The organism is Limnobacter sp. (assembly GCF_046297615.1).
Lineage (GTDB): Bacteria > Pseudomonadota > Gammaproteobacteria > Burkholderiales > Burkholderiaceae_B > Limnobacter.
In genome coordinates this window covers 482,058-500,195 of sequence record NZ_JBKBHM010000002.1, presented here as the reverse complement: position 1 = coordinate 500,195, position 18,138 = coordinate 482,058, and the positions used below count along the sequence as shown (strand labels likewise).

Genomic DNA, 18,138 nt, shown 5'->3' with positions numbered 1-18,138 from the left:
GCAGGTGTTTTGATGGATGCATTCTTTCACCCCAAGTGGTCCAGCGTCTTGTCAATTCAGGACTCAATTTTGTGAATTCGCGCCAAATTGTGGTGGGCCATCACAGGCCACGCCGCTGGCGCCATGCCACGTAATCAGCAGCCACTTCTGCAGGCTTTTCCATCATGGGAATGTGGCCCACCTTGTCCAGCAAAATCACATCGGAATCCGCCATGGCTGCGTGCAGCTCGGCTGCGCCGTCAGGGTGCAGTACGCGGTCATTCTTTCCCCACACAATCAGTGCTGGCCCCTTGTAGCCGGAACGCTGCATGGTCTGCGGAAGGCTGGTGGTCAACTTGCGGAAATCGCCATAGATTCGGTCGTTCAGGGGCTTGTCGGCAATGGCGCGGTCGGCCAGTGCGTTGACAATAAAACCAGGTGCAAAGGCTGGGCGCTCAAACATCACCAAGTCCATGACCCTCTGAAACTCTTCTCGGTTCGACGCGGCCAACACCACTTTGCCACTGCGCTCGAACTCCTGAATCACCTCTGATTTTCTGGACGCCACCGTGCCGCCCGGGGCCAGGAACCACACAGATTTAACGTCAGCAGGAAACTGCGCCGCGTAACTGCCTGCAATCCAGCCGCCCATGGAGTTTCCACCCAAGTTCACTTGCTTCAAGCCCAACTTGCTGGCCACGTCGTGCAGTCTGCGGGCCTGAACATCGATCAGATAACTGGCGTCCGGCTGGCGGGTACTGGCACCAAAACCCGGTACATCGATGGCGTACACCGTGTAGTGCTTCACCAGGTGTTTGGCCACGCGGTTGAAGTTGTCCTTGGAGCCGCCAAAGCCATGAATCAGAATCAGGGGCTCACCTTGTCCGCCCTTCAAGTAGGGCACTTTGAACCCTTCAATGTCCACCTCGCCGCGGCTTAAGCCACTGGCCCAGCGTTCTGCAGCAATGGCTGCACCTGCAAGCCCTTGAATTTCCCCATCCGGCTGTTTGGTCAAGTTGCAACCAGTCAGCAGCGAGGCGCCCAAGGCCAGCGTTGCAGCGGCCAGCCAGCGTTTGCAGGCGGGCAGGGCGGTTAAATGGGGTGAGGGCATGTTGTCTCCAGTGGGGTTTGAGGGTTTGTTTCGCGTTAGCATAGGGCAGAGTGTCAAATTCTGACAATAAGCCTTGTCAACTGATCAGTCACAATGTCGTCCACATGACAAAGCCATCCATCGATTCCAGCCCAGTGAGCGGCCATGTGTCCGCCAGTTATGTGGCCCTGCTGTTTGACTGGCTGGCCCAGGCGCATCCGGCCGTGTTGGCCGAGATGCCTTACACCCGCCCTGCCGCGGGCGAGCTGAACCGGGTGCCTGTGCACACCTGGCGCACCATGCTTGACTGGGTGGCGGCCCGGTTGGGGTGCAGCTCCTTCACTTTGGAAGTAGCCAGTCATGTGAAATTGGCCAACACCGGGCTGTTGGGTTATGTTGCCTCGTGTTGCGCCACAGTGGGTGAGGCGTTTGCCCGTCTGCAGCAGTTTGAGCATTTGGTGTACTCCATCAATGCGCTTCAAGTGCACAGCGAGGGGGGCGATATTCACCTGCGCTGGGGTATAGAACGGGGCAGGCCCGGCCATTGCGTGGACACGTTGGCGGTGGCAGTGCTCCTGGCCTTCACACGCACCTTGCTGGACAAACCATTCCCGCTGACCCGCGTGTGTTTCGTTAACCCAAGGCCTGAGCAGGTGTTGCCCTATGAGCAATACTTTGGATGCCCGGTGCTGTTTGATCAGCCTTGGACTGAACTGTGTTTGCCCGCTGATACGCTGACTTGGCCGCTTCGCGCGCCCGACGCCGTGATGCAGCGGATTCTGGACCAACAGGCCCATACACTGTTGGCCCAGGTGCGCATGAGCGACGAGGCCTTGCCCGGCCTTCGGCGGGCCATTCAAGACTGCCTGTCGGCTGGTCAACCCAACCTTGAGGCTGTGGCCAAGCGCCTGTGCTTGAGTGGACGTACGCTTCAACGGAAATTGCAGATGGCTGGTGCCTGTTTTCGGGGTGAACTGGATTCTGTGCGGCTTGAAATCGCCAAAAACTGCCTGCACAACGACAGCATGGGCCTGTCGGACTTGGCCAGTTACCTGGGCTATGCCGATCAAAGCGCCTTCACGCATGCCTTTGTCAAACAGACGGGTGTCAGCCCAGCCCGTTATCGAAAAGCTGGCCGCTCGGAGAACCTCTGACACGACACAAGGATTTGCATTGCAAAGCAGCAAAAGCATTCCTTTGGAAGGTAAAGTCCTATATCATATATAAGACTTGTTGATTGCCGTTTTAGCCTCTCTATTGCGTTGCAGCACTTGTGTGGCGGCCGGAACTGCATCAAAATTCAATTTTCCTTTGACCCTCACCCAATCTAGGGAGCACACCCATGCTTGAGTCCTATCGCCAACACGTGGCCGAGCGCGCCGCGTTGGGCATTCCTCCGCTGCCACTGTCCGCTGAGCAAACCAATGGTTTGATCGCCCTGTTGAAGAACCCACCCGCCGGCGAAGAAGCCTTTTTGTTGGACTTGCTGACCAACCGTGTGCCCGCTGGTGTTGACGATGCTGCCAAAGTGAAGGCCGCCTTTCTGGCCGCCATCGTGGCTGGTGCTGACAAGTGTGGCCTGGTGTCCCGACTGAAAGCAGTTGAGCTGCTGGGTACCATGCTGGGTGGTTTCAACATCAAACCCCTGATCGATGCTCTGGGCGACGCTGAAGTGGGCCAAGCCGCCGCTGCTGCGCTGTCCAAAACCCTGCTGATGTTCGACTACTTCCACGACGTCAAGAACCTGGCCGACAAAGGCAATGCCAACGCCAAGCAAGTGATGCAAAGCTGGGCAGACGCTGAGTGGTTTACCAGCCGTCCTGAAGTGCCAGCGTCCATCAAGCTGACCGTGTTCAAAGTGTCTGGCGAGACCAACACCGACGACCTGTCCCCAGCGCCTGACGCATGGAGCCGCCCCGACATTCCCCTGCACGCCTTGGCGATGCTGAAAAACCCACGCCCCGGCATCAACCCCGATGAGCCCGGCAAAGTCGGCCCCATCAAGCAACTGGCCGAACTGCAAAAGAAAGGCAACCCCATCGCCTACGTGGGCGACGTGGTGGGTACAGGTTCTTCCCGCAAGTCCGCCACCAACTCGGTGCTGTGGTTCACTGGCGATGACATTCCTTTCATCCCCAACAAACGGTTTGGTGGTTACTGCCTGGGCAACAAGATTGCTCCGATTTTCTTCAACACCATGGAAGATGCCGGCGCACTGCCCATCGAACTGGATGTTGGTCAAATGGAAATGGGCGACGAAATCGAACTGCGCCCCATGGAAGGCAAGTGCCTGAAAAATGGCGTGGTGATTGCCGAGTTCCAGGTGAAAACCGATGTGCTGTTTGACGAAGTGCGTGCCGGTGGCCGTATTCCCCTGATCATTGGCCGTGGCCTGACCGACCGTGCACGCGCTGCACTGGGTCTGGAGCCCAGCCCTGTGTTCCGTCGCCCCTCCGCCAAGAATGACAGCGGCAAAGGCTTCTCCCTGGCCCAGAAAATGGTGGGCAAGGCTTGTGGCCTGCCCAAAGGCCAAGGCGTGCGCCCCGGTGTGTACTGCGAACCCAAGATGACCACAGTGGGCTCTCAGGACACCACTGGCCCTATGACCCGTGACGAGCTGAAAGACCTGGCCTGTCTGGGCTTCTCCGCTGACTTGGTGATGCAGTCCTTCTGCCACACCGCAGCCTACCCCAAGCCCGTGGACGTGAAAATGCACCACGACCTGCCCGAGTTCATTGAGAACCGTGGCGGTGTGGCCCTGCGTCCCGGTGACGGCGTGATCCACTCCTGGCTGAACCGTCTGCTGATGCCCGACACCGTCGGCACCGGTGGCGATTCACACACCCGTTTCCCCATCGGCATTTCTTTCCCAGCCGGTTCTGGTCTGGTGGCGTTTGCCGCTGCAACAGGCGTGATGCCTCTGGACATGCCCGAATCCGTACTGGTGCGTTTCAAGGGCGACATGCAGCCCGGCGTTACCCTGCGCGATCTGGTCAATGCCATTCCGCTGTACGCCATCAAGGCGGGTCTGCTGACCGTTGAGAAGAAAGGCAAGAAGAACATTTTCTCGGGCCGTATTCTGGAAATCGAAGGTCTGCCCCAACTGAAAGTGGAACAGGCGTTTGAATTGTCTGACGCGTCTGCCGAGCGTTCCGCCGCCGGTTGTACCGTTCACTTGGACAAAGAGCCCATCATTGAGTACATGACTTCCAACATCACCTTGATGAAGTGGATGATTGCTCAGGGCTACCAAGATGCACGCACGCTGACACGCCGCATCAAAGCCATGGAAGACTGGATTGCCAACCCTGAACTGCTCAAGGGTGATGCAGACGCTGAATACGCAGCCGTGATCGAGATCGACCTGGCTGACATCAAGGAACCCATCCTGGCGTGCCCCAATGACCCAGACGACGTGAAGTACCTGTCCGAAGTGGCCGGCGACAAGATCGACGAAGTGTTCATCGGTTCCTGCATGACCAACATCGGTCACTTCCGCGCCGCTGGTAAGGTGCTGGAAGGCAAGAGCGACATTCCAACCCGTTTGTGGATTGCCCCGCCCACCAAGATGGATCAGTACGTGCTGACCGAAGAAGGCTACTACGGTATTCTGGGCCGCACCGGTGCGCGCATGGAAATGCCCGGCTGTTCGCTGTGTATGGGTAACCAGGCTCAAATCCGCAAGGGTTCCACGGCCGTATCAACCTCCACCCGTAACTTCCCGAACCGTTTGGGTATCGACACTCGTGTGTATCTGAGCTCGGCTGAACTGGCCGCGGTCTGTGCACTGCTGGGCAAGATCCCGACTGTGGAAGAGTACATGGAGCAAGTGAAAATGTTGGGCTCCGTGTCCAGCGATGTTTACCGCTACATGAACTTTGACCAAATCAAAGAGTTTGTGGACGTGGCCGCCACAGCCAAGCTGGCTGCCTGACCCTCAACCGGGTTCGGTGTTGAAAAGCCCTCCCTCGTGGAGGGCTTTTTTATGGGCTAACCGCAGTGGTTCAGGTCCATTGGGTTTGGGCAACCCGGTTCATTTTGCTGTTGGCCAAGCCAGCGGCCAGTGCGTGTTGACGCCCGGGCTTTTGCGGGCAGTGCAGCAGTGTGCGCATGGCTGATTTGGTCAGGCTGACCGGTGCCAATTTGCCCAACAGACAAACATCCCGATTGTTTTCCAGCACTGACCGAATGTCGGCATGCTCCTCTTCCATGAACAGCACATTGGCCTGCGGGAATGCGGCCAGCACTCTGCCAATCCATTCGGTTTCACCGTCGTGGCTCCAGTTCATGTCCACTACCAGTAATTTCGCATGTTCGTACACTTCAGGTTGTTCGGTGGGCAAGGTGTTCAACACCGCCACGTGGAATTCGCCCAGATTGGCCAGATACTTGATGTAACCCATCGCCTTGATGGGATAGTCAGACAGAATGACGCACAGGTCGCTGAGTGGGTTGCTCATGGTTGAAAAGATTGAATGCTAAGGTGGTGCCATTGTGCGTTGAGCCCCCCGAATTCTGTATTACCTGACTGGGGTAAGATTAACTCTGACATGGTGTAATATTTCACAATGTTTCACCTTGTTCCGGTGTTGACCAATTTAACGGAGAATAAGTGCTATGGCGGGTTTCAAGGAGTATGACCAGTACGATGCGACAGGCTTGGCGGGGCTGGTGAAAGGGGGGCAGGTTACCCCTTTGGAATTGCTCGATGAGGCCATCGCGCGGTGTGGAAAGGTTAATCCAGCCATCAACGCGGTGATCCGCCCCATGTTTGATTTGGCCCGTGTCAATGCCACCCATCCGGTGGATGGCCCATTCTCTGGCGTGCCCTTTTTGCTGAAGGATTTAATCGCCAGTTACGCCGGTGTTGAGATGAACAGCGGCAGTCGTTTTTTCAAAGGGTTTGTGCCCGATCAAGATTCGGAATTCGTTCGGCGCATCAAGGCGGCCGGGTTGAACATTTTCGGCAAAACCAACACCCCGGAGTTTGGTTTGACGCCATCCACCGAACCTGAGCTGTTCGGTGCTACCCGCAACCCCTGGGACCCCTTGCGCAGCCCCGGTGGTTCCAGCGGGGGTTCGGCTGCAGCGGTGGCCTCAGGTGTCGTACCCATGGCCAGCGCAGGCGATGGGGGTGGCTCTATTCGAATCCCCGCGTCCTGTTGTGGCTTGTTTGGCTTGAAGCCGACCCGTGGGCGAGTGCCTTCAGGCCCAGAGCATCCCGACGGTTGGTTTGGATTCATTGCCGAGGGTGTCGTCAGTCGCAGTGTTCGTGACAGCGCCAATTTTCTGGATGCAGTGCAGGGCAGTTATCCCGGCCAGGTGATGCAGGTTGGTGCGCCAGCGGGCCTTTATGCCGATGCAGCCCAGCGCGCGCCAGGCCGATTGCGTATCGCATTTTCAACGGACCCAGCCTTGGGCGAAACCTTGCACCCGGACTGTAAGGCCGCCGTGCTGGACGCTGTGGCCCTGTTGACTGAGTTAGGCCATGATTGTGTGGAAGTCCGTTTGCCGATTGATCGAGAGGCCTTCATTTACCACTACACCGTGCTGATTTGCGCCGAGCTGGCGGCCACCCGTCGCGAGGGAGAAATCACCATGGGCCGCAAGGCCAAACCTTCCGATTTTGAAGCCCGCACCTGGGCGCTGATTCGGCTCGGGGACTCATTCACTGCGGGGGATGTGGCCCGTTCAGTGTGGTGGATGACGCAATTCAGCCGCCAGTGGATGACGACTTTTGCCCCCTTTGATGCGCTGCTGACCAGTACCCTGGGCGAGCCGCCTTGCAAAGTGGGTCAGTTGCGCCCTACATCGTCGGAGTCCATCGAATTGTTGGCAATGGGCCATCTGCCCATTGGCTTCATCGCCAAGCGGCCAGAATTTGTTCTTAAAGCGGCCCGAAGGGTGTTCAACTACTGTTCTCAAACCATGCCCGCCAACGTGACCGGTCAACCGTCGATGAGCGTGCCCCTGTTCTGGAATTCCGGCAATTTGCCGATTGGTGCCATGTTCACCGGGCGTCATGGGCAAGAAGATGTGCTGCTGAGCTTGGCAGGCCAATTGGAACAGGCCCGTCCATGGTTCAACAAAAGGCCACCGACCTATTCGGCATAAAACGACTTGCCACAGCGCTGCGCTGTGGCAAGCATCACCTAAAAGCCACGCATTAACCGAAGCGGCCATTGGCATTGGCCACGACTTGCATCGACATGGCAATGCCGGCATCCAGGGCCGTTTTTTCTTCCTCGATTGCAGCGGGTACCTGACGCTGGTTCTCCAAGTAGAGCTTTCGGCTTGCCTCAGTGTGGCTGGACTGTTTCAGCAATTCAATTTGCGCCATGTGTGCGAAGATTTGCAAAGGTTTTGTTGGCACCCGGCGAGTCTCGGTATTTTGTTCTTTGACTAAATCAATTTGTTGGCACGTATTGTCGAATTCGGGTTTGATCAAGCCATGAAACAGCGGGGCCGTTTCTGGATTCAACGTCTCTGCGTAAAGCTGTGCAATACTCATGTCGGCCTTGTTCAAAGCCTCTTCCGCGCGGTCAATCAAGTTCCTAAACACTGGTATGTTTTTGTACATGTCGCGTAGCAACTGGATGTTTTCGTTAGGGTTGCCAGGGCCTTCTTGGATGTAGGCTCTCAGGCCCGCACCGATACCGTAGTAGGCAGGCGCGTTCGACCCTGATTGGTACCACGAGCCCACATACGGAATCGCCCGCAATTTGTCCAAGAATGCTTTGTCTTTAAGGTCTGCAATTCGCGAGGCAGGCCGGCTTCCTGCGTTGGTTTTCGACACATGGGCCAGCGGTGTGCTTTTCAACAGGAACTCGGGCAATTGAGGGTCGTTGTACAGCGCCCGGTAGGCGTCACCTGCTTTCTCGGAAATAAAGTCCAGCGCCGCTGTGTGTTTATCTTCCAAAACATACTCGTCGCGCGCATACGTGGCCAAGGTGCCATCCACCATCTGGCTGATGTGATTGTCCGACACAGCACGCATTCCGAACTTCTTGTACACCTCTTCGCCTTGTTCGGTTTGTGTGCAGCCACCAGTCAGCGAGGCACCGTTCACATGTTGAATCTCATCGAAGTAATTACCCCGTGAACCGCGAGCCTCAGTGCCCCCGCGGCCATGAAAGAAGTGCACACCAACACCGTGTTTTTTTGCAATGTCGAGGAGTTTTCCGGTGAGTTTGTGGCCTTCCCAAGCCGCTGAAAAAATGCCATCACACCGCATGCTGTCGCTATAGCCCAGCATGATGACCTGACGATTTCCGCGCTTTTCAAGATGCTCCCGGTATGTCTTGTTGCCCAGCATCTCCTCCAACAGCGCCTCTGCATTTTTCATGTCGGGCACGGTCTCGATCAAGGGCACGATGTTCATGCCAAGGTCAGCATCATCGTTGTTCAACTTTGCATGCTTGAGCAATACGCACACCTCCAACATGTCACTCAGCGTCTCCGTGTTGGCGGTGATGATGGTGGGTAGGGCGCCCGGGCCGAAGCGTTCGCGCAGATGGGCGTAGTTTTTAAGAAAATCAAGTTCGAGCTTGATGGTGGCATCGTCTGGGGCCGAGTCTGATATTTGTTGAGCGACTTGATCCAGGTCTGCAGTGCGTCCTCTTTCCAGAAATTCGTTCAGCGTATTAACTTTGTCGCCCTCGGATAGCGTGCTGTAGTTATCGCATGGGCTGCCGGGGTTTGCATGTTTCAGCAATTGGGCCACCACTTTGGCGTTGACTGCGCTGTTCTGTCGAATGTGTGTGCCCGCAGCGTGGAACCCAAAAGCCTTGGCCCACAGGGCCAGTTGATCAAGTTTGGTGGCCAGTAGCGCTTGGTCGGGCGATGGTGACTCATCCTCAGTCAGCGGGCTGCACAGGTTTTCTTTCAGCGTATTCACGTGTTCGACCAGCTCAGCGGGGCTTTTGAATCGGCACGCGGTTTCCGGCCCGTCAACGTTGTCGACCACATAACGCCTTGTAGCCTCCAAGCGCTGGCGCAAGTCGGTCAGGTCATCTGATCGGCCCAAACGCTTGAACAAGTCGCAAAGGCGTGTTGAGCGGTTTTCTTTAGGGGTGTCGGACACCTTGCCCAGGTATTCCTGAAACGCCAGGTCGCTGAACATTCCAAGTACCTGGGTCAGCAATGCAGGGGTAATGGTGGGGTTGCCGTCCCGGTCTCCGGCAATCCAGTTTTCTGAATTCAGCACTGGGGTGATCAGTTTGGACGTGTCTGTGTTGCCCAAATTCATCAGCTCTTTGGTTTTTTTGCGGATTGATTTCAGAATATTGCCCATGGCCAGCACAACACCTTGGGCTTCGTCTACAACGGTGGGCGGGCTTGTACGCCGCTTCGCCGAATCCCACAATTGATTCACAAACACTTCTTTGTCGGCTTCAGTGTGGAATCCCCTGCTGGGCCACAAAGCCAATACAGGTTGAAGTTCCGGGCGATTCAATTGGGTGGGGTGGCTGGTCACCACTGGGCCAATTTTCGCCCCACTGTTTTGCAATTCGCGCAACGCTTTCGCCAACTTGGGGTTGCCCGGCTTGGAAAGGTCTCCCATGCTTTTACTCATCTCGTTGCGGGCTTGTGTCCGTTTTTCATCCGCAACGTTGATGGCCAATTGGTGTTGTTCAAGAATGAAGCGACAGTTCATGTAATTGAACACCGCTTCCATCAGAGCTACATTGCGCATTCCCGCTTGAATAACTTCGCTGGCCAATTCATTGATGGCCGTTTGGTTTGCATTGTCCAAAGCGTGCAAGCGGTCCAAGAATTCACTGACCAATGCTTTGTCTTTTTCAAGCGGTACCGAGTCAATGGCTATCTTTTTCAGGGGCTCGGTCAAATGCTCGGTCAAATCAGCATTGGCCTGTTGTGGGGATGTTGAGCGGCTGGACTGTTGACTGACACTGAGGGCGCTGTCGTCGTGAATGCTTGCGGCGCTGGGAAAGCCCGAAACAGGGTTAGGCATGGTGGTTGCTCCTTCTTAATCGTTATTGAAATGGAGCTTGGAGAATAGATAGGCAGTCAGGGTGCCACTCTATGTGGTGATTCTATGGAGGGGTGTTCGGCGTATTTTGTGGCGAATGGCGTATGATCACGCCATCTTTTTTTGATTGCTTTACCCAGTTTGTCTGTTGAATCTAAAACTGGTCAAGCTTTGTAAATACACACAGCAAAGAGTTCCCTCTGTTTGCTGTGTGTTCACTGCGAGTGGTCAGAATGTGTCCGAGGGCACACGCACCCAGCCTTCCATCAACACCCGCGCACTACGGCTCATGATGGCTTTCTTCACCACCCACTGGCCGTTTTCCTGCACGGCCTGCGCGCCCACCCGAAGGGTGCCGCTGGGGTGGCCAAAACGTACCGCCTCGCGCTCGGTGCCGCCCGCAGCCAGGTTCACCAAGGTACCGGGCACTGCAGCTGCTGTGCCAATCGCCACCGCAGCTGTGCCCATCATGGCGTGGTGCAGTTTGCCCATGCTCATGGCGCGCACCAGCAGGTCCACGTCGCTGGCATTGACCACCTTACCGCTTGAGCTGGTGTAGGTCTGCGGCTTGGCCACAAACGCCACCTTGGGGGTGTGCTGGCGGGTTGCCGCCTCAGCCACATCTTTGATCAAACCCATTTTCACCGCACCATGGGCACGAATGGTTTCAAACTTTTTCAGTGCCGCAGGGTCGCTGTTGATGGCGTCTTGCAACTCAGTGCCAGTGTAACCAATCGCCTCTGCATTCACGAAAATGGTGGGAATGCCCGCATTAATCAAAGTGGCTTTCAGGGTACCCACACCGGGTACCTCAAGGTCGTCCACCAAATTGCCGGTGGGGAACATGCTGCCACCGGCGCCATCCTCACCTTCATCAGCCGGATCCAGAAATTCCAGTTGAACTTCGGCGGCAGGGAAGGTCACCCCATCCAGTTCGAAGTCACCGGTTTCCTGAACCTGTCCGTTGGTGATGGGTACATGCGCAATGATGGTTTTGCCGATGTTGGCTTGCCAAATGCGCACAGTGCAGGTGCCGTTCTGCGGCACTCGTGCCGAATCAACCAGCCCGCTGACAATGGCGAAACTGCCGACTGCGGCAGACAGGTTGCCGCAGTTGCCGCTCCAGTCCACAAAGGCCTTGTCGATTGACACTTGCCCGAACAGATAGTCCACGTCGTGGTCTGCTTTGCTGCTCTTGGCCAGAATCACCGTTTTGCTGGTGGAGGAGGTTGCCCCGCCCATGCCATCGATTTGTTTGCCATAGGGGTCGGGGCTGCCAATGACACGCATCAACAGCTTGTCACGGGCTGCGCCGGGTTGCTGGCAGGCTTCAGGCAAGTCCTGAAGGCGAAAGAACACGCCTTTGCTGGTACCACCGCGAATGTAGGTGGCGGGCACCTTGAGTTGTTGACTGCTTGAGGCACTCATGCGGCGGCTCCTTCCAGGAAGTCCTGCGCGAAACGTTGCAGCACGCCACCGGCTTCGTAAATCGACACTTCTTCTGCGGTGTCCAAACGGCAGGTGACCGGGAATTCCACCCGCTCGCCATTTTTGCGCGTCATGATGACAGTCAGCGTGCCACGGGGTGTGCGTTCGCCCACCACTTCAAACACTTCGCTGCCTTCAATGCCGTAGGTGTGGCGTGTGTCGCCCGCCTTGAACTCCAAGGGCAGGGTACCCATGCCGATCAGGTTGGTGCGGTGAATGCGCTCAAAACCTTCAGCAATAATCGCTTCAACACCGGCCAAACGAACGCCCTTGGCGGCCCAGTCGCGCGAGGAACCCTGGCCATAATCTGCGCCGGCAACGATGATCAGCGGTTGTGCACGGTCCATGTAGGTTTCAATGGCTTCCCACATGCGGGTCACTTTGCCCTCTGGTTCAATGCGGGCCAGCGAGCCCTTTTTCACTTTGCCGTCTGCATCGCGAACCATTTCGTTCAGCAATGTAGGGTTGGCGAATGTGGCGCGCTGTGCAGTCAGGTGGTCACCGCGGTGCGTGGCGTAGCTGTTGAAGTCTTCTTCAGGCAAGCCCATTTTGTGCAGGTATTCACCCGCTGCGCTGTTCATGAGAATGGCGTTCGATGGGCTGAGGTGGTCCGTGGTGATGTTGTCACCCAGCACGGCCAGCGGGCGCATGTTTTTCAGTGTACGTGGGCGTGCTGCCAGCGCACCCTGGCCTTCGGTGTCCCAATACGGTGGGCGGCGAATGTAGGTGGACTGCGGGCGCCAGTCGTACAGTGGGCTTGGGGCTTTTTCTACAGCGCCCAAGTCAAACATGGGGATGTAGATTTGACGGAATTGCTCGGGTTTGACGTGCTGGTTCACAATGGCGTCGATTTCTTCGTCGCTGGGCCACAGGTCTTTCAGGCGAATTTCCTTGCCGTTCACCACGCCAAACACGTCTTGTTCAATGTCAAAACGCACAGTACCCGCAATGGCGTAAGCCACCACCAAGGGTGGGCTGGCCAGGAAGGCTTGTTTGGCGTACGGGTGAATGCGGCCATCGAAGTTGCGGTTGCCACTCAACACCGCTGTGGCGTACAGGTCGCGGTCGATGATTTCCTGTTGAATCTTCGGATCCAGCGCGCCGCTCATGCCGTTGCAGGTGGTGCAGGCAAAAGCCACAATACCGAAGCCCAGTTTTTCCAGCTCACCCAACAAGCCAGCTTCTTTTAAGTACAGCTCAGCCACCTTGGAACCCGGCGCAAATGAGCTTTTCACCCACTCTTTGCGCACCAAGCCCAGTTCGTTGGCTTTCTTGGCCAACAGGCCAGCAGCCACCACGTTGCGGGGGTTGCTGGTGTTGGTGCAACTGGTAATGGCAGCAATAATCACCGCGCCATCGGGCATCAAGCCTTGTGCTTCTTCGGCCTTGGCTTTGTCCAGATTCACTGCAATGCCACGCTTGGCCAATTCGGTGGTCGGCATGTGGGCGTGTGGGTTGGAAGGGCCAGCCATGCTGCGTGTCACCTTGCTCAGGTCAAACTTCAACACGCGTTCATATTCGGCTTTGGCCATGCCATCGGCCCACAGGCCGGTCAGCTTGGCGTACTGCTCAACCAGCGCCACTTGTTCACTTTCACGGCCAGTCAGCTTCAGGTAGTCGATGGTTTGCTCATCAATGTAGAACATCGCCGCAGTGGCACCGTATTCGGGTGTCATGTTGGAAATGGTGGCGCGGTCGCCGATGGTCAGGCTGCGTGCGCCTTCACCGTAGAACTCCACATACGCTCCCACCACGCGTTCCTTGCGCAGGAAGGCGGTCAATTCCAACACGATGTCAGTGGCTGTGATGCCGGGCTGGCGTTTGCCCACCAGTTCAACACCGACGATGTCGGGCAGTCGCATCATGGACGCACGGCCCAGCATCACCGTTTCGGCTTCCAAGCCGCCCACGCCCACGGAAATCACGCCCAAGGCGTCCACATGCGGGGTGTGGCTGTCGGTGCCTACGCAGGTGTCGGGGAAGGCCACGCCATCACGCACTTGCACCACAGGCGACATTTTCTCCAGGTTGATCTGGTGCATGATGCCGTTGCCCGCAGGAATCACATCCACGTTTTCGAACGCGGTGCGGGTCCAGTTGATGAAGTGGAAACGGTCCTCATTCCGACGTTCTTCAATCTCACGGTTCTTGCGGAAGGCGTCGGGGTCAAAGCCACCACATTCCACAGCCAGAGAGTGGTCAACAATCAATTGTGTGGGTACCACAGGGTTGATCTTGGAGGGGTCGCCACCTTCTTTGGCGATGGCGTCGCGCAGGCCCGCCAAATCCACCAAGGCTGTTTGGCCCAGAATGTCATGGCACACCACGCGTGCAGGGTACCAAGGGAAATCCAGATCGCGCTTGCGTTCAATCAATTGCTTCAGGCTGTCGGTCAAAGTCGCTGGGTCGCATCGGCGAACCAGTTGTTCAGCCAGAATCTTGCTGGTGTAGGGCAAGCCGTCGTAGCTGCCGGGGGCAATGGCCTCCACGGCAGCGCGGGTGTCGAAGTAGTCCAGTGCTGTACCGGGCAATGGTTTGCGAAATTGGGTGTTCATGTGTGGGGCTCAGTCAAGGTGTCATCAGTCGGGCATCGGCAGGGGAGGGGTTTCCCCCTCCCGTTTCAGGCTCACTACATGAGCCTGAGGCGCAGGTTCATCACTTGCGTTCGCTGATGGGCACAAACTTCTGGTCCTCGGGGCCAGTGTAGTTGGCGCTGGGGCGAATGATCTTGCCGTCAATGCGTTGCTCAATGATGTGGGCCGACCAACCGGAGGTACGCGCAATCACAAACAGGGGGGTGAACATGTCGGTGGGCACGCCCATCATGTGGTAGCTCACCGCGCTGAACCAATCCAGGTTGGGGAACATCTTCTTGATTTCCCACATCACGCTTTCCAAGCGTTCAGCGATGTTGTACATCTTCATGTTGTTTTGTTCTTTGGACAGGTCTTCAGCAACCTTCTTGATGACCACGTTGCGGGGGTCGCTCACGGTGTAAACGGGGTGACCAAAACCAATCACCACTTCTTTCCGCTCAACGCGCGCGCGAATGTCAGCTTCGGCTTCATCGGGGTTGTCGTAACGCTTCTGAATTTCAAAGGCCACTTCGTTGGCGCCACCATGCTTGGGCCCACGCAGGGCACCAATACCACCGCAGATGGCGGAGTAAATGTCCGAGCCTGTGCCAGCCACCACACGGCTGGTGAAGGTCGACGCGTTGAACTCGTGTTCTGCGTACAGAATCAGCGAGGTGTGCATCGCACGTACCCAGCTGTCGCGGGGCTTTTCGCCGTGCAGCAGGTGCAGGAAGTGTCCACCGATGGAATCGTCGTCTGTTTCCACTTCAATGCGCTTGCCGTTGTAGGCGAAGTGATACCAGTACAGCAACATGGAACCCAGGCTGGCCATCAGCTTGTCGGCAATGTCACGGGCGCCAGGGTGGTTGTGGTCGTCTTTTTCAGGTTTCACACAGCCCAGCACGGATACACCAGTGCGCATCACATCCATGGGGTGGGAAGAGGGGGGCAGTTGCTCCAAGGCCACTTTCACCGCAGCAGGCAGGCCACGCAGAGACTTCAATTTCGATTTGTAGCCCGCAAGTTCTGCCACGGTGGGCAACTTGCCATGCACCAGCAGGTAAGCAATTTCTTCAAATTCGCTGGTGGTGGCCAAGTCCAGAATGTCGTAACCGCGATAGGCCAGGTCGTTACCGGTGCGTCCCACGGTACACAGTGCTGTGTTGCCTGCGGCGGTGCCGGACAATGCAACAGATTTCTTGGGTTTGAAACCGGGGGTTGTAGTCTGTTCAGTCATCTCGATCTCCAGTTTGTTATTCAGTCATTCAGTCTTATTTTTTACCTGCAGCGAACAGCGCATCCAGCTTCTGTTCGAAGTCGTGGTAACCAATGCTGTCGTACAGCTCCATGCGGGTCTGCATCAGGTCCAGAACATTCTTTTGCGTGCCATCGCGGCGTACAGCCTCGTACACAGCCTGTGCGGCCTTATTCATTGCACGGAATGCGGACAGTGGGTACAGCACCAAGCCTACGCCCACACCTTTCAGTTCTTCGGTGGTGAACAAAGGGGTTGAGCCAAACTCAGTGATGTTGGCCAGCACAGGCACCTTCACCGCTTCAACGAACTGCTTGTACATGTTCAGGTCGGTGATGGCCTCGGGGAAAATCATGTCGGCACCGGCTTCAACACAGGCGCAAGCGCGGTCAATGGCCGATTGCAAACCTTCCACAGCCAGGGCGTCCGTGCGGGCCATGATGACGAAATCGTCCGAGCCACGGGCATCCGCTGCCGCGCGCACGCGGTCCACCATTTCAGCCTGGGTCACAATCGCTTTGCCTGGGCGGTGGCCGCAGCGTTTGGCGCCAACCTGGTCTTCAATGTGCATGGCCGCAGCGCCTGCCTTGATCATCGCGCGGGTGGTGCGTGCAATATTGAATGCTGATGCGCCAAAGCCAGTGTCCACGTCTACCAACAGCGGCGTGTCGCACACATCGGTGATGCGTCGCACATCGGTCAGCACATCGTCCAAGCCAGAAATACCCAAATCGGGCAGTCCCAGCGAGCCGGCAGCCACACCGCCCCCTGACAGGTAAATGGCCTTGAAGCCAGCGCGTTTGGCCAGCAGGGCGTGGTTGGCATTGATGGCGCCAATCACTTGCAAGGGTTGTTCTTCACGGACAGCCTGGCGAAAACGGGCGCCAGCGGATTGTTGGGTCATCTCAGTCTCCTGGTGAAAGTTCAGCTTCCCAGTGCAAGTGGTGTGCCAACGCGGCCGAGTGAGTCTTCTTTGGTTTTATTCTGTCAAAAAACCCTGATTAATCATGGGCGTACGGCTTTGCATATCCGTGGGCATGTTGAGCTGTGGGGATCTATGTCGCCCCTTCCGTTGATGTGAAACGTCAGTGACACAAATTAGTGGATATTGTGTTTCAAATGAAACATAATCATGTTTCATAAAGGTCAAGGCCATGAAACCGAGAATCGTAGTCTTTAGCATCAGCGCTTTGGCAGGCACGCTGCGAGAAATTGCACGCGACTACGCGCCACATGCCAGCATCGAACTGGTGCCCAAAGCCTACGAAGAGGCATTGGCTTACGCCCGCAACCGTTACTTCACCGACACCGTGGATGTGTTCGTGGCCGCTGGGTCCAATGGGGCCTTTCTTCAGGGGCAACTGGAAGCGCCATTGGTGGTTATCCGCACCGATGGTTTTGATTTGATGAGGGCCTTGGCCTTGGCGCGCAAAAATGCGCCACAGGTCGGTTTGGTCACTTACGAGACAGCGTTTGAAGAGCTCGCCCAGTTTTCCCGGGCATTTGACGTCACCATCCCCACACGAACCTACCGCACGCCGGAAGATGCGCGCCAGGCAGTCCGAGAGTTGGCTCAATTGGGCGTGAAAGCCATCGTTGGGCCAGGCTTGGTGAATGAAATTGCACAGGAATTTCAGCTCGACAGTGTGCTGATCTATTCCCGCCAAGGGGTGATGAAAGCCTTTGACGAGGCTGTGCGGCTAGCGGGTGCCAAAGCCGGGGGCAATGCCAGGGCCAGCCGGCAAACCTACACGTACCACACCGAACAAGACCTGCTGGGCAGCAGTGCCGCAGCGGTTCAACTGCGAAACACCGTACGCATGTGTGCCACTGTTGAGTTTTCGGTGCTGATTCAAGGTGAAACTGGTGTCGGGAAAGAGTTGGTGGCCCAATCCATCCACACCGCCAGTGCCCGCGCAGGCAAGCCTTTTGTGGCCATCAATTGCGCGTCGCTCACCGAAAGTCTGCTGGAAAGCGAGCTGTTTGGTTACGAAGAAGGCGCATTCTCGGGCGCTGTCAAAGGTGGGCGCGCCGGTATGTTTGAAAGTGCGCAGGGCGGCACCGTGTTTCTGGATGAAATTGGCGACATGCCACTGGCCTTTCAGACCCGCTTGCTGCGAATCCTCGAAGAGGGCACTGTCCGTCGTATTGGCAGCACAGCGGCCCGTCGCGTTGATTTTCGGCTGCTTGCAGCCAGCCATGTGAATTTGCAACAGGCCGTTGAACAGGGGCGTTTCAGGGAAGACCTGTACTACAGGCTCAATGAGTTACTGGTGCGTATTCCCCCGCTGCGCGAGCGCGTGGATGACATTGAAAGCCTCGCTGGTCATTTCCTGCGAACAACCCCGGTGCGTGTCAGCAAGGCAGTGTTCGACGAATTTCTTGCCGAGTCCCTGCCTGTGTTTCAAACACTTCCGTGGCCTGGCAACATCCGTCAACTCAGGAATGTGTGCAAACGTGCGGCAGTCATGTTGAGTCAGGAGGGTGATCTAAGGCACTGGCGCGATTGGTTTCCAGACCTGTTGGATGTTGCGGTGGGAAGTCAGGCCCGGCAAGCCGCAGGCCCACCACTGACCGATCAAAATCCGTGGGCTGAACTGGTGTATCGTTATCGTCAAGTGCCGCCAGCAGAACGGCCTGACATTGTTCGCCAGATGCTCAATCTCACAGGCGGTGAGGTGGGTAAAGCCGCCAAGGCGCTGGGAGTGTCCCGTTCGACAGTTTGGCGCATGTCCCGCTCAATCGCAGGAGTTTGAGA

At 56.7% G+C, this 18,138-nt stretch carries 11 protein-coding genes; 4 read left to right on the top strand and 7 right to left on the bottom strand.

Annotated features, from left to right (window positions below; genetic code table 11):
* Nucleotides 1–100 precede the first annotated feature (100 nt).
* A complete protein-coding gene (locus tag ACK4FF_RS06355) occupies nt 101–1,090 on the bottom strand; it encodes an alpha/beta fold hydrolase (protein ID WP_409706094.1) in 990 nt (329 codons plus the stop codon).
* A gap of 104 nt (nt 1,091–1,194) precedes the next feature.
* Between ACK4FF_RS06355 and ACK4FF_RS06350 the strand changes: the two genes are divergently transcribed.
* Both ACK4FF_RS06350 and acnB read left to right on the top strand, forming a co-directional pair.
* Complete coding sequence (locus tag ACK4FF_RS06350; protein ID WP_409706090.1) at nt 1,195–2,223, top strand: AraC family transcriptional regulator; 1,029 nt, start codon at nt 1,195–1,197, stop codon at nt 2,221–2,223.
* 188 nt (nt 2,224–2,411) lie between these two features.
* Nucleotides 2,412–5,003 carry a bifunctional aconitate hydratase 2/2-methylisocitrate dehydratase gene (gene acnB / locus ACK4FF_RS06345; protein ID WP_409706086.1) on the top strand — a complete coding sequence of 864 codons (2,592 nt, stop codon included), beginning with the start codon at nt 2,412–2,414 and terminating at the stop codon, nt 5,001–5,003.
* Nucleotides 5,004–5,073: 70 nt separating this feature from the next.
* On the opposite strand, the gene ACK4FF_RS06340 is transcribed toward acnB, so the two are convergent.
* Nucleotides 5,074–5,529 carry a hypothetical protein gene (locus tag ACK4FF_RS06340; RefSeq protein ID WP_409706084.1) on the bottom strand — a complete coding sequence of 152 codons (456 nt, stop codon included), beginning with the start codon at nt 5,527–5,529 and terminating at the stop codon, nt 5,074–5,076.
* Between the two features lie 157 nt (nt 5,530–5,686).
* Between ACK4FF_RS06340 and ACK4FF_RS06335 the strand changes: the two genes are divergently transcribed.
* Nucleotides 5,687–7,183, top strand: a complete 1,497-nt coding sequence (locus ACK4FF_RS06335; protein WP_409706081.1) for an amidase — start codon at nt 5,687–5,689, stop codon at nt 7,181–7,183.
* Nucleotides 7,184–7,235: 52 nt separating this feature from the next.
* Here the strand turns inward: ACK4FF_RS06335 and ACK4FF_RS06330 are convergent, their stop codons facing one another.
* The 5 genes from ACK4FF_RS06330 to prpB form a co-directional block, all read right to left on the bottom strand.
* Nucleotides 7,236–10,043 carry a phosphoenolpyruvate carboxylase gene (locus tag ACK4FF_RS06330; protein WP_409706078.1) on the bottom strand — a complete coding sequence of 936 codons (2,808 nt, stop codon included), beginning with the start codon at nt 10,041–10,043 and terminating at the stop codon, nt 7,236–7,238.
* 246 nt (nt 10,044–10,289) lie between these two features.
* Nucleotides 10,290–11,489, bottom strand: coding sequence for a 2-methylaconitate cis-trans isomerase PrpF (gene prpF / locus ACK4FF_RS06325; protein WP_409706075.1), 1,200 nt, complete (start codon nt 11,487–11,489; stop codon nt 10,290–10,292).
* Entirely contained in the window at nt 11,486–14,104 is a 2,619-nt protein-coding gene (gene acnD / locus ACK4FF_RS06320) for a Fe/S-dependent 2-methylisocitrate dehydratase AcnD (protein ID WP_409706072.1), read from the bottom strand. Before acnD ends, prpF begins: the two co-directional genes overlap by 4 nt.
* Before the next feature lie 100 nt (nt 14,105–14,204).
* Complete coding sequence (gene prpC, locus ACK4FF_RS06315; protein ID WP_409706069.1) at nt 14,205–15,362, bottom strand: 2-methylcitrate synthase; 1,158 nt, start codon at nt 15,360–15,362, stop codon at nt 14,205–14,207.
* A 34-nt stretch (nt 15,363–15,396) separates the two neighbouring features.
* Nucleotides 15,397–16,284 carry a methylisocitrate lyase gene (prpB, locus tag ACK4FF_RS06310; RefSeq protein ID WP_409706066.1) on the bottom strand — a complete coding sequence of 296 codons (888 nt, stop codon included), beginning with the start codon at nt 16,282–16,284 and terminating at the stop codon, nt 15,397–15,399.
* Between the two features lie 250 nt (nt 16,285–16,534).
* Between prpB and prpR the strand changes: the two genes are divergently transcribed.
* Nucleotides 16,535–18,136 carry a propionate catabolism operon regulatory protein PrpR gene (gene prpR, locus ACK4FF_RS06305; RefSeq protein ID WP_409706063.1) on the top strand — a complete coding sequence of 534 codons (1,602 nt, stop codon included), beginning with the start codon at nt 16,535–16,537 and terminating at the stop codon, nt 18,134–18,136.
* The last annotated feature ends 2 nt before the right edge of the window (nt 18,137–18,138 follow it).